The 19,386-nt window shown below is 55.5% G+C and carries 2 protein-coding genes; both read right to left on the reverse strand.

What is annotated here, in order from left to right:
- Positions 1-7: 7 nt before the first annotated feature.
- Positions 8-8,665, reverse strand: coding sequence for a cadherin-like beta sandwich domain-containing protein (locus CF651_RS20320; RefSeq protein ID WP_094016706.1), 8,658 nt, complete (start codon positions 8,663-8,665; stop codon positions 8-10).
- 654 nt (positions 8,666-9,319) lie between these two features.
- Positions 9,320-19,366 (reverse strand): S-layer homology domain-containing protein, encoded by a 10,047-nt coding sequence (locus tag CF651_RS20325; RefSeq protein WP_094016707.1) that lies wholly within the window; start codon positions 19,364-19,366, stop codon positions 9,320-9,322.
- Positions 19,367-19,386: the final 20 nt, after the last annotated feature.

Raw genomic sequence — 19,386 nt, forward strand, 5'->3', positions numbered from 1 at the left:
AGCTTGATTACTTAGGTCCAGGCACGACAGCCGCGCTTCCGTCACTCAACAGCTTCACGGTACCGGAAGCTGATTCGATGTCCGGGAGCGCCCAATGGTCTTGGGGCACATCCGGCCAGCTGGAAGACTGCACGGCCGGTGTCGGCCGTTCGAACAACCGGTTCAGCACCTTCACCGCTTCGGCGCGGTTCAGCTTGTTCTCCGGCTGGAACGTACCATCCGGATAGCCTTGCAGAACGCCTGCCAGCGATGCTTGCTTGATCGCATCGAAAGCCCAATGCCCCCGGGTATCGCCGTACTCGCCCGTAGAGGCCTTTCCTGCCGCTGCTGCTGCCGGGAGCAGTCTGGCCGCGATGCTGGCCATCTCCGCACGGGTGACCGCCTCGTCAGGGCGGAACAGCCCGTTGTTGTCGCCCAGCATCAATCCCGTGCGCTGCATGTCGGCGATGGCTTCCGCCGCCCAATGCTCTGCCGCTACATCAGGGTAGCCGGCCGTTTGAGCCGGCCGCGCTGCGGCTGTTGGGCTTGCGGCGCCGACCGCTCCAATGCGGTGCAAAATCGTCGCCAATTCCGCACGCGTAATCGATTGCGAAGGACGGAAGGTGCCGTCCGGGTAGCCGGACAAATAAGGCTCCAGCACCTTCAATGCCTCGGCTCCATTCTTCTGAATGACAGTGAATGTACTAAACTTACTGATTACAATCGCAATGCCCGTCGGCCTGCCCTCCGCATCATAGCGGATTTCGCCTGACGAAAGCGCCTTGTCGCCGTCGCTGTGCTCAATATACACAGCCAAATCCGACAATGCTTGCTTTGCCGCCTCCGCATGGTCCGGCAGTGTCAAGCTATTCAGCGGAAGCAACAGCTCTGTCGTGTAGCCGGTGTAATTCGTTTCGATCCTGACCGGTTGTCCGATCACGGCAACCGGCTTGCCTCCGGCAGCGTTTTTCACCAGCTCGGCAGCCTGAACGCGGGACGTCACTTCACTGCGCTCAGCGTTATCGCGAATCGGAACAACGCGGAAGTAAGCCTCTTTTCCGTCTTGGCTGAGCTGCTGCAGCGAAGCCGCCGACAAAGTGAGCTGCGCATCAGGCAGCACGATGTGCAGCGACAAGCCGCCGTTGGCCAGCAGCGCCACGGAATCGGCGCTCAGGCTCACAATGCGCTCATCCGCCGGTGCTTCCGGCAGATCGTCTACGTCAATGCGGGCAACACTGTCGTTGGTTTGAGCGGCTTTCTCCAGAATGGCCCGCGCTTTGTCCGCGTCCAGCTTCACCGAATCAATCGCTCTTCCCTCTGCCGTCACATTCCGAATGATAGAAGTCTGATCCGTCCAGCCTCCACTACCGCCGGAAATCGTCGTTTGGCGCGTATTTTCGACCGGTTTTTTGGAATCACTCACGCGCTTCACATCAATGGAATACGTTTGTGAAGCTGTCAGGTCCGCGGATTGGACACGGACGATAATCGTATTGTCCCCCATCATAAGCTGAGGCGTAAAGCTGCCTCCGCCCTTCAAGACTTTTCCATCTATCGTCACGGTCGCATCCGGATCGTCGGCATTCGCCGTTATGGACACCGCGCCGTTGCTGGTCGCTACCTTACTGCCATACTTCAGCTTATAAGGATTAAACGCACTATCCAAGATCGTGCTCGCCTGCAAGCTCGCCAATAAAGGCGGCTGCGCCGGCTGCGGCTGCTGACGCAGCACAGACACAAAGTACGTGAGTCGGGTACCATCCTGCGCACTTACCTCAATCGCGAAGGTTTGTGCATCCTTCGTCAATGAAACCGATACGGCAGAGCCGCTTACGGTCTGGCCGTCAACCCGAATCGAAGCGTCGGACTGCTCTGCGGCAGGCAGCAGAGTCAGAGCCCCTGCTGCATAAGGCGCAAGCACCTGATAGCTCAATACAGCCGGATCAAAGGCAGACATCAGCCTCGCGCCCGGTGTAGTCAAGCCCAGATCCTTCAGCTGCGCATTGCTGCTTGGCTCCCGCCATACGGTCACCTGGTAGCTGCGCGTTTCCGAGCCGTCCGGTGAGGTAACCGTCACGGGAATCGAATTCTCGCCAACTTGCAGTTGAAGCGTTGGAGAAGCTTGCCCGCTCTGAACCGCTTGGCCCTTCACCTTAATGCCGGAGCCCCCCTGCAAGGCTTCCGGCGTCAAGGTAACGCTGTCCACCGTGCTGTTGACATAAACGTTATAGGCGGGTTCCACGCCGGTGAAAGGCTGCGCAGCAATCGCTTCGCCCTCCTGCTGAGCCGTAGCGTTATTCAGCTTCAACGTGCGCAATACCGCCGTGCTGGAGCCCGTTCCGCTCAATTTCAGCGTGTACAGCTTATCCGCCCCCTGTTCAGGGTGTACCCGAATTTGCACGGTACGTCCGACAGCAGGGACTTCAACATCCGCGTAACCGCCGGCGGAAAGAGCCTGTCCGTCAACAGTTACCACGGAGGAGGCAGCCATCGGAACGGCATAGACACGAGCTTTATCAGCGTTAGCCACAGCTTGATATGAGGTCGTACCGAAGACATAAGGCGTACTCATCTTCGCGTTTCCTGTCGTTAGCGCAGCCAGATCCCCAGGATAAGCCGGCAGTGTTCCATCCATGCCCCGCAGTACCTCGAAGCCGTACTCCGTCTTATTGCCAATCTCATCGGATGCCGTCATCGTAATCTTGTTCCGATCCGCCTGCGTATCCCAATCGAGCGGAGCATAATAGGTGAAATGTCCTTCGTCATCCAGAGGGACGGACGTTCCATTCACGACAAGCTTCGCTCCAGCGTCCGTTTGACCGGTCATGTAAACCTTACTGTCATTCGTCACGGTTCCGTTCAATGAGATTGGTTTGCCTTCCGCATCGTTCCCGCCCGAAGCAATGAGCATCGGACCGGTGCGATCGACAAACAGCTTGCGGTACGCTGTGCTGCGGTCTCCGCGTTCATTGACCGCTTCAATGAGCAGGTTGTATTCCCGCTCCTTCAGCACGGCAACCTTCAGCACCTCCTGCAAAGCAAAGACATACGATCCGCCTGCAGATACTTGCCCGCTGCCAAGCGGCTGCCCGTTGACCGTCAGGGTAAGCGATGCATTTTGATCCGCAGCTACCTGTAAGGAAGCCTGTTCCGCCGACGTGAGCAGCAGCTTTTCCTCACTCCCGTCATAGGCCGTATACGAGCGTTCGCTCACTGCATGCGAGCCTGCGTCAAGGGATACCGCCAAAACCGCCGGCTGAGGAGCAGGAAGCTCCGACACCACGCTTGCGGACAGAGGACTCAAGACGAGACGTCCTTGTTCTTGCCCTATAGCTGAAACCGCCAGCGTGTAGGTAGCTCCGGCAGTAAGACCGGAAACAACCGCTATCTGCGAATCCCCAGGCTGCGGAGCCACATCCATAACAGGAGCCCCTGCTTGATCACCGGCCGCCCCGTTAACCCAAATCCGGTACGCGGTTACGCCTCCCGTAACCGAAGGGAAGCGCAGCGTGACTTCACCGTTGCCTGTCGAGATGACTTCAGGCTTCTGCGGCGCAGCGAGGGTATACGGAGCCGTAATCTCGACCGTTCCCTCGGCGATGGCATAAACCGGTGTGCTGTCGGTTCCGGCACCCGCCACGGATACATGATAAGTTCCAGGCAGCATTGCAGCCGGAATGTCTATGGTCGTGCTGCCGGAAGCAGACAGGCCGTCCGCAATGACTTCTCCGATGGTTTGATTTGCGTTGTCCGTAAGCATAACCGTTACTTTCGCATCGGAAGCAGCATGTGCCATCGACCACGTCACTTGAATACGGTTTTCCGTACCTGTTACAGGCGATACGGATGCCTTGATAGCAGGCTGCGGGATCAGCTTCTGAATTTGCAGATTAACCCTTTTCGTGCTTTGAATCTTCCATCGGCCTTCAGCCGCACCCAGCAGTGAGACGTAAAGCGTATCCCGTCCGTCCTGTGCAGGCGTCGGTGTCTCGATCTGCGTCTGTTCGAGCGGATCCCCGCTTGCGCTTGCAGGAGCTACGCGGTCCGCTGCCGGCTGCAGGTAGGCGTTGCCGTTCGGCGCATCAAAGCCGAGCGTATACGCGGAGCCATCCGGTGCGAAAATCAGCGTGTTCGCATCCCCGCCGCTCACGGTGAGCATGTAATCGCCATTCTCCGGCAATTCGAAAAACTTGGTAAAGCGGCCTTCCATCAGCAGCGGCTTGATCGATTTGAGCTTTCTTGTGGATTCGTAGGCAACGACACTGGTAAAGCTTCCGCCTACAACCTTCCACTGTCCGCTCAAGTCATCCCCGTTCAGCAGGATGGTCAGCTTTTGCTGTGATTCGTCATATGCAGCATCCATGCCCGCTTGATTCGGATCTGGCTGCAGAGCATACAGCTCGCCGTTCGGCTTGTAAAGCTTCGTTTGCCTATCCGCCCCATAAATCTCGACGATGGCTTGGCCATTGTTCGTGCGGCCCATAACAAAGGCCGTCGGGTAGGCCTGGGCTTGTACCCACTGCGCCATATCGCCGATCGCTGTCTGCGGAGGCACGCTGTACAAAGCGGCCGTCGGGCTGGTGCCGGCACTGATCACCCAGGATCCCGCTTCCACAGCATCCAGCAGCACGTACAGGTTGCCTTTCGCATCGCGCAAAGCGTTCCAATCCGGCTGATTTTGCGCCGTTTGCAGGCTGTAAGGCCGCCCGTCCGGCTTGTAGACGATAACGTCGCCCGGTACTGCGCCAACCTTCAATACATACGATCCGCGTTCCTTCATCGGAAGCGATGTTACCGAGCGTTCAGGCGTTTGCGTCCATAACCCGGCCAGCGCATCCAGCTTCAGCGATTCATTCGCAAACAGCAGCTCATGGATACCGATTCGGCTGCTGCCGTCCGCTACAAGCTTCCAGCTGCCCGAATACAGCGATGCGCGCATAAAGGTCGTATCGCTGGCCGCATCATAGTACAGCTCCGGCTTCGTGAATGGCCCCGAGGCTTGGTCAGCAGAAGCAGGCCCGCTCAGGACAGCGGCACGCTGATCCCCTGTCAAAGTCACTAGTGCATTGTAGGAGCGATCCACCGTGAAACCGGCAGTCACTTTACCGCTCGAAGCATTCGTCTCTGTTGTCATCAGCGGAGTACGGTCAACTGCCGTCAGCTGCCCATTGGCTATCCGCGCCGCTGCATCCGTGCTTGCCGTATCATCCGGTTGGAACGACAAGCTGATCGGCGTCAAGTCCAATACTCTCTTCATCGTATCGGACGATGCGATATTGACCCGCTTGCCCGAATCCGGCTTCATAAGGAACAATTCTTCCGCGATATCGAGCCATGGCTCGGCCGCATCCATAAAGTCGGACACGCTGTTCATGAAGTCCAGACCTTTTTCCCACCAAGCCTTCTTCGGCGGCTCTGCTTCCACTTCAAACAAAATCGTATTGTTTCTGAACGTATACTTCAAGTTCGCGCCAACGCCGTTATGCCTGAAGGTGCCGTAGATACCGGTATCATTCACGCTGAGCGATACATTTTTGACCGTCGCCCCGCCGATGCGCGGGATTCCTTTTGGAACATAGACGGTTCCCTGGATCACCCCGTTGAAGCCTTTTTTATTAAAAGAATACGTGCCGATAGCTCCCTTGACGACTTCAAACACATTAATATCGCCCTTCGCGGCAAAGCCGGGGGAGGAAAAGCCTTTGATTCCGGCCGCCGTCGGATTCACCACCGTCTGCATGCTCATGTTGTTCACAGGCAGCCAATAATAATATTCGATTCCGCTGGCGTTAAAGCCATAGGAGGATACATCCATAGGAACCGAATCGGTACCGAGCAGATTGAATTTGTAATTCACCTGCGGATGCTGAAGCTCCGGTACGATAACATCATTCACCGAGCCGGTGACGCTGAACCTCTGGGGAATTTGCGTTTTTTCCACGAGCTTGTCCACATTGCCGAACAAATAATTAACCTGAAGGCCGGTCGAGGCCAGCTTTGCCTTGCGGTACATGCCGAAGTTTACACTATCCAGACGTCCCTGCTTGGTCTTCATATACAGGTCGAAGCTAAGGTCCGTATCAGGCAAGGTGCCTGTTCCCTTCAAACCGACGTAAGGAATGCGGCTGTCCACGACAAATTGAGTGTCCTTTACGTTAAACGGCCCCACGTTAAAGCTGTTGTTCATCGTAAACGTACCCGACAAATCAAACCGGTTATTGCGGAATTTCAGCTCATTCACCGGTACGGAGCCTGTAACCTTCTGGCTTCCCGTTTGCAGCCCGATAGTGAGATCGCCGGTTAACCGCAGCCCATCCTTGGCAAAAACAAGCGAGCTCGCCTTAACCGGCATATCGATATTCAAATAATCGGCTGCTTCCGTACTGCTCAAACCGATCGAAAAGTCGTCCGACGAAAGGGTGAATGCCCCCTCTTGAATCGTGTAGGACACGGCCGCGCCCAACGCTCCGCCGCCGCTTACATACAAGCGTCCTTCTCCGCTGATCGTGGACCTTGCGGTATTGCTCTTATCCACGACAAGACGGCTGCCCTTGAACAAGAGAGAGTCATTGATCGCCACGGTCTCGGACGTATCGTTCAAAACGTATACATTCGGTGCCGACGGGTCCTCTGTAAAAGGACCTTGCAGCGTCAAGCTGTTCACTTCATTGCTTGCCGACGTGCTCGGTACCTCAACTCGGGCAAAGTTGCGCGGCTTGTAGAAGTCAAGCGCCGTCACCATCAGCCCTTCCGGGAATACGTAATCATTGTAAAAATCATGCTCCAGATGCACGTCATATTTACCCGGAGGCAGCTCATCCTGCCAGGTCAGCTCGAGCTGGCGTTCATTGATAATATTGTAAGAAAGCGCATATTGGGCAGCATTCGCTCCCTGCAAATAGTAATGAATGCCGCTCAAAGGCTTGCGAAGCAAATTGGTTACGCCCGTGCCGACGGCAACCAGCCGCTTCTTGTCCTTTACATGCAGAACCGACGCGCCAACGCGGTCGTACTTGACATCCGGCGGGGTCATGTTCGGATCGTCCTTCATGACGAAGCTTTTCAGCTCGGTGTAGCTTGTCCCCAGCTCGTTCACTGCGTAGCCCCGGATCTCATAGTTCTGCTGCCAGATCAGCCCCTTCAGCGTCACTGTAAAAGATCCCGTTCCCGTCGGGTTGGCCTCCGTATATGGCACCTGCGTCCAAGCGGTGTCTCCCGCTTTACGGTATTCCACCCCTCGGGAGGTGATGCTTCTCGTACCATCATCGTACACATTGGTGATGACGCTGACGGTATCGTTCGTGTGCTGCGGGTCAAATTGGATGACCGGATCCACGTCAAACCTCACCTTTGGCGGTGTAGGCGGCGTATAGCCGAACAACCATGTTTCGTTCATATTGCCTGCCGGCCATGTGCTGACGACAGAGCCGAAAACTTTGTCCATCACATTGATGTCACTGCGGCTGCCGCCGAACACGACGAAGTTTTTACCGTCAAACGCCATACTGGCATAGCTGAGCGGAAAAGGAACGGTGTTCGGTACGGTCTGAACGGAATATTCTTTCCCACTGGCATCCTTATTGCTTTGATATACTGTTTCCATGGAAAGGCTCAACCGGTTCGTCTCCCATTTGCTTCCTGTCCAGCCGTATGCCAGACTTCCGCTCATGACGGGATACATGGTCGAAGGCAGCTTCAGCCCTTCCACCAGCTTCGGATAGTACATATGAATATAATCCCGTTCCCCGCTGAAGACCACCACGCGGCGTCCGTCATAAGCCATTGCTTGGCCCCAGCGCCCATACGATTCGGGGCCGTTTACCGAGGTCCATGTATTCGCAGCGCCGTCCCATTTCCATAAAAGCGGTGAGCTGTCGTCGTTCGTAATCGACTTCGTCTCATTCGTACCTGTGCCTTCATACGATGCGGTAACCGGCCCGCTGTCGCCGCCGTACAGCACTGCCGTATGGCCGTCATAGGCCATTTGGCCGCCATAAGCCGCAGGCGGGGATTGTGCAGGCTGCGCCTGTGTCCACGCCGTTCCGTCCCACAGCCACGTATCGCCGAGCGGGGTCTTCGCATTCCCGCTTCCCGCATATCCGCCGAACAGGATCAGCTGCGTTCCGTCTGTGGCGAGCATCGCTCCGCCCCGGGCTGCAGGGGAGGCACTTAATCCTGTGACCTGCTCCCACTTGGCGTTCACGCCGTCCCACAGCCATGTATCGTTAAGAACACCGGATTGGCCTTCGCCGCCAAACAGGAGCACTTTTTGACTGACAGGATCATAGGCCATGGCTGCGCCCTTCCGTTTGGAAGGCTTCGGAGACAAGCTCTGAAGCTCCTGCCATGTTTTCTCGCTGCCGTCCCACAGCCACGTCTCATCGAACAGGCCGCTGTTGCCCTGGCCGCCGAACATCACGACATAGCCTGCCTTCTCATCATGGGCCATCGCGGCCCCCTGCCGGGCATCAGGAGATAAGTTCGTCGTAATTTTTTGCCATGTATAATCCGTTAATTTGCTTGTATCCGTCACATATGTATTGGACTGCACCGTGCCGTAAGTTTGCCCCGTTACCGTTCCCTGAGCCCGAACTGTCCCCGTTCCTCCGTGCAGAATAGGTATATACTGCAGCAGCAGCACAGCGATCAATAGTTTGGTCAGGCTTACCTTCCAACGTTTTCGCACTATAATGTCCCCTCCCCTGTTTTACATTTGCCCCAAAAGCCTTCCTAAGCAATTCGTCTTATCCACTGCATTGCGAGCACAGTGGCCCATCCTACCAGACATAGTTCAATCGACCCTCTCTTTTGTCTAAATTTGTAGAACACTTATTATAAAACCATTATATTTGTCGATTCTGACCATATTCTAACCAACAGGGAAGGCATCCGGGAAAACGGATAACAACTGGATGATCCAAAACTCCTACTTTCCGATTAACGTAAAAAACCTCCATTTCTGGAGGGGACTACTGAAAAAATTATGGCTGTATGGACGGATCATTCTTCCGGTCGCTGTTGTCCCCGGATTTTATCCATTTCAACCCGCTTCTAGTGGTCAAAATCCGGGGACAAAGGCGAACGCTTACGCTCTACAGAACGATTCCGTCCACTCCGCCCGTTTTTCAGTGGCTTTCTGCATGGACGGATCGTTCTTCCGGTCGTGTAAAAAAGAAGCCTCCAGTACCACTTGAATTCAAGTGGCCTGGAGGTCCCTTTGCCCTAACACCGACTGTTCAAAGACATCAACCCTCGGCGCTGAAAGACGGCTTTTTTAACATTTACTTAATGCTGCCCTTGTGCTCCTATGTGCACCTTTCGATGAATCTCAAATTGCTTGTTAAATCAACTTGGATAGCTGCAGCAAGCGCTGCAGCAGCACTGCTGTTTCAGCGCGGGTCATGCTGTCCTTCGGCGCAATGAAGCCGCCGTCTCTTCCCGTGATTAACCCTGTGCTCAATGCCTCTTGAATAGCCGGCTCCGCATAATCCGCTATGAGCTCCGCATCCTTAAAGTCATTCAGGCCAGGATGGGTCTCATCCTGCATAAGCTTAGGATCTGCCCCGGCCAGCTTCATTGCCCTCACGATGATCGTCATAGCTTGCTCGCGGGTAAGCATATCATGAGGTCCGAAGCTGCCATTACCGTACCCTGAAATCACGCCATACTGCTGCGCAGCCTCAACGTAAGGGGCATACCAATCCCCTAACTGCACATCCTGGAACGCCGATTGCGTGCTTGCGGCTTGAAGTCCCAAAGCTTTTACGACCATGGCTGCGAATTCGCCTCGAGTAATACTGCGGTCCGGCTCGAATCTCTCCGGCGCGGTACCGCTGACAATGAGGCGGGAGCCCATTTCATGAATGGCAGGGTTTGCCCAATGGGCTTGAGCATCCTTGAACTCCACAGGCTTGTTGATCAGAGCATATACGCCTTGGCTGTACAGGCTGTGAATTACCGCAACCCTTTTGCCGTTCAGGCTTCTCATTTCAGTTGGCACATGACTAATCGTCCCGTCTCCTGCTAGTGATACCGCTGTCGTCATTGTAGCAGTACTCACCCCTTCAGGAAGGGTGATGCTTCGCTCCACATAAGCTGTGAAAGGCGCGATGTCCTGCGTCTGTTCCCCGTACATCGAAGTGACTTTAAACAGCTCCGGTGAACCTACGACAGTAAAGTCCACCTCCGCCGCAGCCTTGGCAAGCTGATTTCTTTGCTCGGTATCGGCAGAACGTATTTCCAGTCGGATCATCATATTTTGTAATGCGATCTTGTCTCCAAACTGAGCAGCGATCGCATTCAGCTGAAGCTGCTCCGATGGGATCCGGTAGCTGGCTGTGCCGGTATCAACAACCAGCGAGGCCTTCACAGCTTGCATCTGCCTTACCAGCTCCCCACTCAGCTCTCCCCTATAAATATCGGAAGCACGGCTGAACACAATGGCAACCTCCGGCCGTTCACCTTGTTTCTCCAGCAGTTTTCCAATGGCCTGCTCATTTAACCCGATGGTCGTCACCGTGGAAGTGCCTTGCGCTGTTGTCGTTTCGGTACCGGCCAGTTCACTCTTGCCGTTCACCACGACCTCCACCTGGGATCCGGTCTGCGGGATGTATATACCTCCGCCTCCTCCTCCGCCTCCTCCACCCGGTGGCGTCGCTTTTTGGAACGTACCGCTATATGGCTCACTTGGGTTTTTCCCGTCCGTGACGGTTATGGCTTTCAATGTCGTCGTTGCGCTCACCGCTATAGGTTTCGTGTATAACAACGAACTTTCCGTTGGTGTCGTGCCATCCAAGGTGTAATATATCAACCCTTCAGCTTCCGTTGTGCTCAGTACAATATCGAGCTTTTCATTAAAGGTTTGCGGACTTTGACTAGTTGGTTTTGAAGCTGTTTCGGCGTATTTTAACGCTTGCCTATTCAAGATCATAGTCCGGCTCTCCCCGGCAATGGATGCAGTCAATATCGTCTGACCGCCTGTTGAACTTGATGTCCAGCCAAGCGACGCATCCTGGGTCAGCTGATAAGGACCGGTCACACGATAGAGCGTGTTGCCCTCACTCAGTTGAATGGAAGCTGTTGAGAGCCGGCTATCCGTCGTGCCCAGAGCCTCGGTCAGCTGAGGGTAATAGCCGGATACTGCTGTCCAAACGCTCTTATCGAAGCCGTCAGGAAGACTTCCCTTGACAAGAGCCGCTGTCTTACTTGCCTTCACAAGTCCATCCGCCGAGGTGACCCGGCTGCCTGCTTCATTATAATAAGCAATGCTTAGCTGGAGCTGCTGTTCATCGTACACATTGTTCTTGAGAACAGCGCCTTGGGCCAGCTTTCCTGCAATACCGCCAAAAAACGATTTCCCCTTCACCATCAAGCCCTGCATGCTGGATTCTACAGGCCCTGCGTTCCATGTATTGCTGATTGTGCCCTCTAGGGCATAGCCTGCAATACCTCCCGCACTCGCCTCTATTGTGCCAGATGCACGCACGGTGCCGGAATTGTAGCTGGCAGTGATCGCTCCATGGTTCTCGCCCGCAAGTCCGCCGGCATACGGTGTAGCGGCGTCAGCCGAGACGACCGAGTACGAGAAGCTGCGTGCGATGGAAGCCGAAGGACCATTGATTCCTGCAATGCCTCCAGCCGCAGCAGCACCGGCCGGATTCGAGGCTTGCAGCTGCGTCTTGCTGAAGGACAATACAATCTGTCCTGCGTTCACGCCCGCTATGCCGCCTGCCACCGTTCCCTTAGCCTGAATGGCGCCATTGACCGAAGATCGGTCAATGAGACCTTCATTGGATCCGCTTAGGCCGCCGACAAATTCCGTTCCGGTCAAATCGAGCGAACGAAGGGTCACGGCTTCTATGGTACCGGTGCTATGTCCTGCCGCTCCTCCGACATAGCTGTGTCCGGTTACCGTCACCTTGGTCAGGACAGCTCCTTTCAGCTGCGAGCTTTCGCCCGTGATTCCGCCGACGTAGCTCTTTCCTTGCGCCGTAATCGGACCTGCTTCAATGATGGAGACCGCTGCCTCCCGTGCGCTGCCGGCAATACCGCCGACATAGCTGCCTTCGGGTGCGAGCACCTGAATTTCCCCGGTTTGATATACCGTAAGAACCCCCGATAGGACCCCGGCGAGACCGCCTGCGTAGCTGCCGGTTGCCGACACGGTCGTCAGGTCGCCGGTAGAAACGGCTTTCAGCTCACCTGTGCTGCTCCCGGCTACGCCGCCAACCCGATCCGTTCCGGCCACGCTCATCTTTTGAATGCGAATCTGCTCCAATCTGCCGGCATTACTCCCCGTCACACCTCCCGTATGGTCTCCGTTACCTTGTACACGGCTGTCGCTGACAATAATGCTGCTGAGCAAGGCTTCTGCATCGTTCAATCCCACGACAACACCTGTAAACGAGCCTCCCGTCACATTCGCCCCCTGCAGCTTTACATGGCTAACAACCCCACGATTTACCGAAATCAGCCCGTATTTATCGTATTGGTCTGCATAAGAGGTCAACCCTGAAATCGCATAGTGGCCTCCATCGAATTCATCCTGGAAGTCGGCAATCGGGGTCCATAACCGATGACTTAGATCGATATCCGCCCCCAGTATGATTTTGCGGATGGCCGGAAGCTGTGAGGCAGTGCGGTCAAACAGCCCGAAAAGCTCTGCGTTGCCATTGTACAGCTGAACAATACCCGCCAGTTGAGCTGCACTCATGGCAGTATAGGTTGTTTCTCCCTTCGTCTGCTGGGTCAGAACGGAAAGATCCGGAGCAAAGTTCCAATTTGTTACCTGCGCGAGCACCGGTGCGTCATGGTTCACACCGTCCATATAGCCCCAGATGGAACCGTTGGCCGCGAAGCTCCAATTCGCCAGCTTCGCATGACCGGAGAAATCCGCCTTGTTTACATGGACGGACTGTCCGGCGCTGCTCGTATCGTACTGAATCGGCTGCAAGCTTCCCGTATAGAAAGCATCCGCAACCTTGCCGTCCCGGAAATTGTAGCCGATCAAGGCTCCTCTGTAGGAATTGGAGCCCGCTCCTTGCGAAGAGATGTTCGTTACACGAGCGTAGACCCGGTTCAAGCTGCCGTCGTTATACCCTGCAAAGCCGCCGGCATAAGCGCGCGTAGCGTTGTTGACCCCTTGAACCGTGACCGATTCCTGGGAAGCATACGCGTCTTCAATCAAGCTGCCATTGTTGATAATGGCAGCGAAGCCGCCTCCTCTGGCATCGAATGACGTATTCATGACATCGCCGCTGGCGTAAGCCTCCTGAACTGTATATCGGTTCATCAGTCCAGCGAAACCGCCTGCATACGCGCCTGCTTTGCCGCTGACCTTCACCGAGCCTTCCGCAAAGGCTCGGCGGATGACACCCGGTGCGCTGTCACCAAGCAATCCGGCAAAGCCCCCGGCATTGATCGTATTGTAAGGATTCGTACTGTTGACCTCAATCGGCATACTCGAAGAAGCATGGAGCATGGAGACGCCGTCCGCCATGCCGACGGCACCGCCGACTCGGGTAGCTGTGGGAATACGCTCTTGAGCCATGCTGCTGCCCACAACGATACGTTCCTGATGTGTTGAGAACACCTGCACATAGGCGAGCTTACCGCCCGTCGCTTGTCCGACGATACCGCCGATCGTGTAATTGCTGCTGGTATCCGCTTGAATTGCCGTTTCCGCCTTCGTGTGAACGATCACACCGGTGCTGAAGCCGGTGATCCCTCCCGCAACTGCGTGCTTCACACCTGTAATGGTCAAAGCTCCCGTAGAGTCCGAATTGTAAACCGATGCGGTCTGGAGCTGTCCGGTAATGGCGCCGGCGTAAACCTGAGCCAGCTGCCCTGTGCCCGTAACTTCAATGGCATTATCGTGAACCTTAGCTTCATATACCCCTGAATACAGTGGAATCATCAAGCCGAAATCAAGTGCAGCATCGATATCGGCCGCTTTCACAATACCGGCAATTCCGCCTACGGAGCTTTCGCCCGTTGCTGTTGCCAATGCAATCTTGGCTGCCGTTTCCGGCTTGTACAGAATCGAATCCAGGCTGAAGCCTGTGATGCCCCCTGCCTTCACATCGTTAGCCGCAACCGTAATCGTTCCTTCGAACACCGCTTGTCGAATAGCCGTCCGGTTCAGCTTTCCGGCGATGCCTCCGACGAAGCCGCCGTCAGAGGTCGACAGCAGCACATGATGGACTTCCGCTCCATCGACCTCGAAGCTGTTGTTCCCGCTTCCGGTCTTGTCCCCAACGATGCCTCCTGCGACAGAAGCCGCAATATGTCCCTCTGCCAATGGACCCTCAGCAGGCGCTGCACCCGTGCCGTTGAGCTTCGCATGCAGAATCCGCTGTCCCGCTGCGGACTGTCCGACGATGCCGCCGGCAATCGAGTGAGCTGCCGGCGCTTGAATCGTTCCTCCGTTCAGCTGAAGCTGCAAGCCGTCCGCTGCTCCGGATACATAGGAGCCGATCATACCTCCTGCCACGGCGGCTTCGCCTGTCGCTTGAACCGTTCCGCCTGTTTGAATCGCTGCGGTTATGGCGCCTATGTCGCCTGTCTGCCGACCTGCAATGCCCCCTGCGACTGCATTGCTGCCGCTTGCCTCAATGCTTCCCTTCAACAGGCTCAGCATGCCTCCATTCAGGGACGAAGCATTCTCTCCCACCAGTCCGCCTATCGCTGCCTGGTGGACCGGTGTGGTTAACTTACCGTCTTGAACGGTCAGCGATAGCTGGACAAGCCGGCCCGTGCTCTTGCCGAGGATTCCGCCGGTGAAAGCACCGTTCGTTACTTTGGCTTGTGAATTTAAGGTTACTTCAATGTCTGACACGCTGCCTTTGCTCAGTCCTGCCAACGTACCGACATATTGCTGGCCGTTAATGGAGATCGGCTCGAGCTTAAGCTGCTGCACTGTGCCGCTGCTGCCGATAACCCCGAACAGCCCCGCGTAATCGGCCGCCGACACCTGAAGGCCGCTGATTAACAAATGGTTGCCGATAAAAGTACCCTCGAAGGCATTGGCTTCTTTATTTCCAATCGGCGTCCATTGATTGGATTGCATATGAATCGGTGCCTTAAGCTCGATTTCTCTGCCCAGAAAATTAAATCGGTCAACCCCTGGAACCGTACCGTTGACTATCCCGGCAAGCCCTGCTAAATCAGCTTCGGTCTGAATCACGAAGCGAAGGGCCGTAGGCTTCTTGGTATACCAATTGATGTTCAGATTGACGTTGCTGCCGCCGTCTTCTTCGCCGCCCCCGGAGCCTCCTCCCGATGGGTCGCCGGCATTAGCCGTCAAATTAAGCTCGGGATACTTATAATCGGCATTCAAAGAGCCGTACCGCCAGGCGGTGTCGCTGAACGTCCACCCCGATAAGCCGGGGAACGAATTTCGGTCCGCCAGCGAGGACGATAGAATCGGGCTCAGCCGGGAGTACATATTCAGCTCATAGTACGTTCCGCCGCCGAAATCAAGCAGACCGCTGTTAATGCCTAATTGCTCATCCTTGACATAATACGTATTATCTATGAGCTCTTTGCTTGCATTGTTGTAATACCCTGCAAAGCCGCCTGCATAAGCGTCATTGCCGCCGGTTACCTGACCGGCCGAGTAGCTGCCCGTCACGTTGCCCGTCGTAAGCAGACCGATCAAGCCCCCGCTATACGACTGCTGCCCGCTTGCCATGACCTCCTTGGCCGCATAGGAATTGGTTATCGTTCCCGTATGTCCGCCCACCAAGCCGCCGACATACGTATACGGCCCTGCCGCAGTCACTTTGGCTGAGGTGAAGCTTTTGTCCAGGCTTCCGCTGTTCCTGCCTGCCAATCCGCCCAGCAGCGCATAACGCTGCTCTGTACCGGCCGCATGGCCAACCAAATCGGTCTCAATGTAAGAAGACAGCAGCTTCCCCGTATTATCACCCACAAGCCCCCCGGCAATAGTGGCTTGTCCACCGATCGTAAGCACTGCATTGGAATACGTGTAATAGAGCGTACCAGCGTTGCTGCCAATCAAGCCCCCCACAATGCTGTCGTTGCCGTCGGCTGTAACAGGCAGCCGGTCCGCAATGCTGTTGTTCGCGACAAAGCTTCTATTGTCGCCGATCAAGCCGCCGGTAACAGCCGATGGAGCGTGCACAACCAGCTTGCCTGCCATGCGGCTGTTCTGAATTGTACTTACCGCACTCAGGACAGAAGCTGCATCTGCCTGACCGCTGCGGGCATCATTTAAGCCGATCAGACCTCCGACCACCGAAGCCGAAGCCGTCTGGGGAACAGAGATGGTCAAGCCCTCCATATAGCTCTTACGGATGACCGCTGTCTCCGAGCCTTTGTTATAGCCCGCTATTCCGCCTACAACAGACGAAGTGCCCTTTGCTGTTACATTCACTTGCTGTGCGAACACGCTGTTAATGTCCGTCTCTATACTTGCCCCTATCAAAGCTGCCGCACGGACACCGTTTGCCGCACTGTCTGTGGCAAGTGTCAGGTTGTTTATGTTGAAGTCAGCTCCATTCCCGCTGACAACGGCGCGCTCAGCCCGGCCTGCCATACCGCCTGCCTCCGCATCGTTACCCGCAACAGTCAGCGCTGCATAGTCCGGCAGTACGCCCAATACGTACGATTCGGTGATCGAGGCGTCCTGAATGCGGCCGACGAGACCGCCTGCCATCGTTCCCGCCCCGCGAACGGTTATGACCGGACTTTCCGCGACAACATGCTTCAGCGAAGTCTTCAAGCTGTCTCCCACGATGCCGCCGGCTTTAGCGCCGCTTGCCGATGCCGGTGCCGTAATAACTAGCCCCGAGACATTGCCGCTGCTGCCGTTTCCTTGGATCGTGCTGTTGCTTGTCGTACCGGCGATGCCGCCAACAGCGGAGTTTATCCCTTGAACGGTCAGTTCCAGCAATGAACCGTCTTCCGTATACACACGGGGATTGATTATATTGCCTTGTGCATCTCCGGCCATACCGCCGATCCTGCTATTCGCACCGTTCGCCGTAAGGCTCAGTGACTTGACAGACAAGCCGGTCAACACGCCCTTATGATCCCCTGCAATTCCTCCCAATCTGGAATTGTCTCCATCGGAGGTTGCAGTGATTCCGGATACGGCTTGTAACAGTCCATCGGATAACATAGCACGGTTATCCCCCACAACGCCGCCCGCTGCACTATCTGCCCCGCGGGTTGTTATTGTCAGGTCTTGTACGGACACGCCGGCTCCTTGGGCACCTGCCGTCACATTGGCTGATGCAGTCCCTGCCAGCCCGCCAAGCTTCAAGCCGTTAGCGACAGCTTCCGAAGTCAGGGTGATTCCGCGTACTGTACTGGATTGAATGAGCAGCGCTCCATCATCGGCGCCGATCAGACCGCCTGCCGAAACCTTCGCTGCCTTCACCGTCAGCGTGAAGCTGCTGCCTTCGGTTGTATCCATATTGCCGATGACGGAAGAGGCAATTTCGCCTTTCGCTTTCCCCGCAATTCCACCGGCGAAGCCGTTCACTCCTGCTGCCTGGAGGGAAGCATCTTTTACGGAGGCTGCCATAATTTTGCCGTTCACATAACCGGCTGCCCCTCCTAAGGCTCCATCCGATAGGAGCTCCGCTTGACTTTCCTTCGTATTCCCTATTTTCGCTTGAGCGATCGTTCCGCCATTCACATAACCGGCGACACCGCCAGTGAAAGCACCTGCTCCCCCTTGCACGGACAAGTGTCCGGTAAATACCGGACTATCGATCGTTCCGTTGGCCGCGTAATAGCCCACGATACCGCCGGTATACACTTCGCTGTCTTCACCGGACGAAGCGGCACGTACCGTAATCGTTTGGCCGAAAGCTTCTTTGCTTAACTGAATATCCTCACCGCTACCTCCGGCAGCAATGCTACCGACAAAACCTCCGGTATACAGCTTCTGCTTTCCGCTAACGTTAATATTTCCTGTACTTACTACGTTATTTGCCGTCTTGGCATAGGCTTTGTTCGAAATGATGCCGCCCGTATACACTTCCGTTCCGCCCGTTATCACAAGCTCTCCGCTGTTTCCATACGCGTCTTTGGCCGAGCTGTCCAGGACAAGGCGGCTTCCCGCGAAGCCGATCAGACCGCCGCTATAGATCCGGTCTCCCGTTGCCGAAACTTGCATTGGCGCTGTATTTTTGGCACCGTTCTTGAACGTAACAGTACCTCCTGCTTTCCCCGCAAGTCCGCCGGTATAAATATCGCCAGAACCTGCTACTGTGATAGGCACGTTGTTGCTAAAGCTTTGTGCCCACGTGAGGTCACCGTAAACATATCCGCTAATACCGCCTGTGTATACCGAGGCGCCGGTCATGTTCAGAATGGAGCCTGTTTGTTGGAAATTCATATCCGCCTGAAGATTTTGTTCGGCTAAACCGACTAATCCGCCTACGAATGAGCCTGTTGAAGCCGCTCCGGTAATGTTCAAATTCCCTGCATTCGACGTCAGCTTGGAGAACGTCAGCTGCACGCTGCCGGCTGCTTTGCCGAGAATGCCGCCGGCAGCGGTCCTTTTATTATTCACCGCGGTCACGCTGCCGCTGTTGCGGATAGCCGTATCCTCATCTCCCATGCTCAACGGCTTGCTCGCGAGCCCTATAACACCGCCTGCATTCGCTTCATAGACGCTGTTCGAGACGGAGACAGCTCCGGTATTTTCAATTTTCTTCATGGTTAAGCCCGATGTCCCGCCAGAGGCTGCCGCTATCCCGCCTATGACTCCACGATTCGAACCATTAAGCGTTACATTGGCATGGTTCACCGCATCGGAGATCATCCCCGAGCCGTCGCCTACAATGCCGCCGACAAAAGCATCTTTGGATGTAACGACATCAATCGAAGCATCGTTCGTCAACTGATATACGATACTGCTCTGATCCATATAGCCGACCGCCGAACCGACCCGGACATCTGTGTTCGCGTTGATCCGGATCGCACCCGACAGGTGAAGGTTTCCGACCGTACCGCCATTCATATAACCGATGAAGCCGGCATACTTGTCGCTGCTGTCGAGACGAAGTCCGGACAGATCGTAGATCTGTCCTTGTTTCCCCATAATCGTCCCTTTAAAGGGACGGCTTTCATTGCCGATAGGTACCCAATTGTACGCTGACAGGTCTACATTGGCATTGACCTCCAGCACCTTGCCCTGAAAGTCAGTCATCCCTGTGTTCACCAGCTTGGCAATGCCTGCGACTTTGTCTGCCGAATCTATCGTATAGGTTTTGTAATCGGCATTGTACCAGTCTATATTGGCGTGATCCGCCCATGAGTCTGCAGCAGCGCGCCCAATCCATACCGTCATGCTGAAAAATACGAACACGACAAGCCCTGCAAGGCTGATTGTTTTTTGGTTAAAGCGCATATGACACCCCCGCTCTCTTC

The organism is Paenibacillus rigui (genome assembly GCF_002234615.1).
In the GTDB taxonomy this organism is placed as follows: domain Bacteria; phylum Bacillota; class Bacilli; order Paenibacillales; family NBRC-103111; genus Paenibacillus_S; species Paenibacillus_S rigui.

Coding starts and splice junctions, on each gene's coding strand:
- CF651_RS20325 (WP_094016707.1), bottom strand. CDS start 19,366: ATGCGCTTTAACCAAAAAACAATCAGCCTTGCAGGGCTTGTCGTGTTC.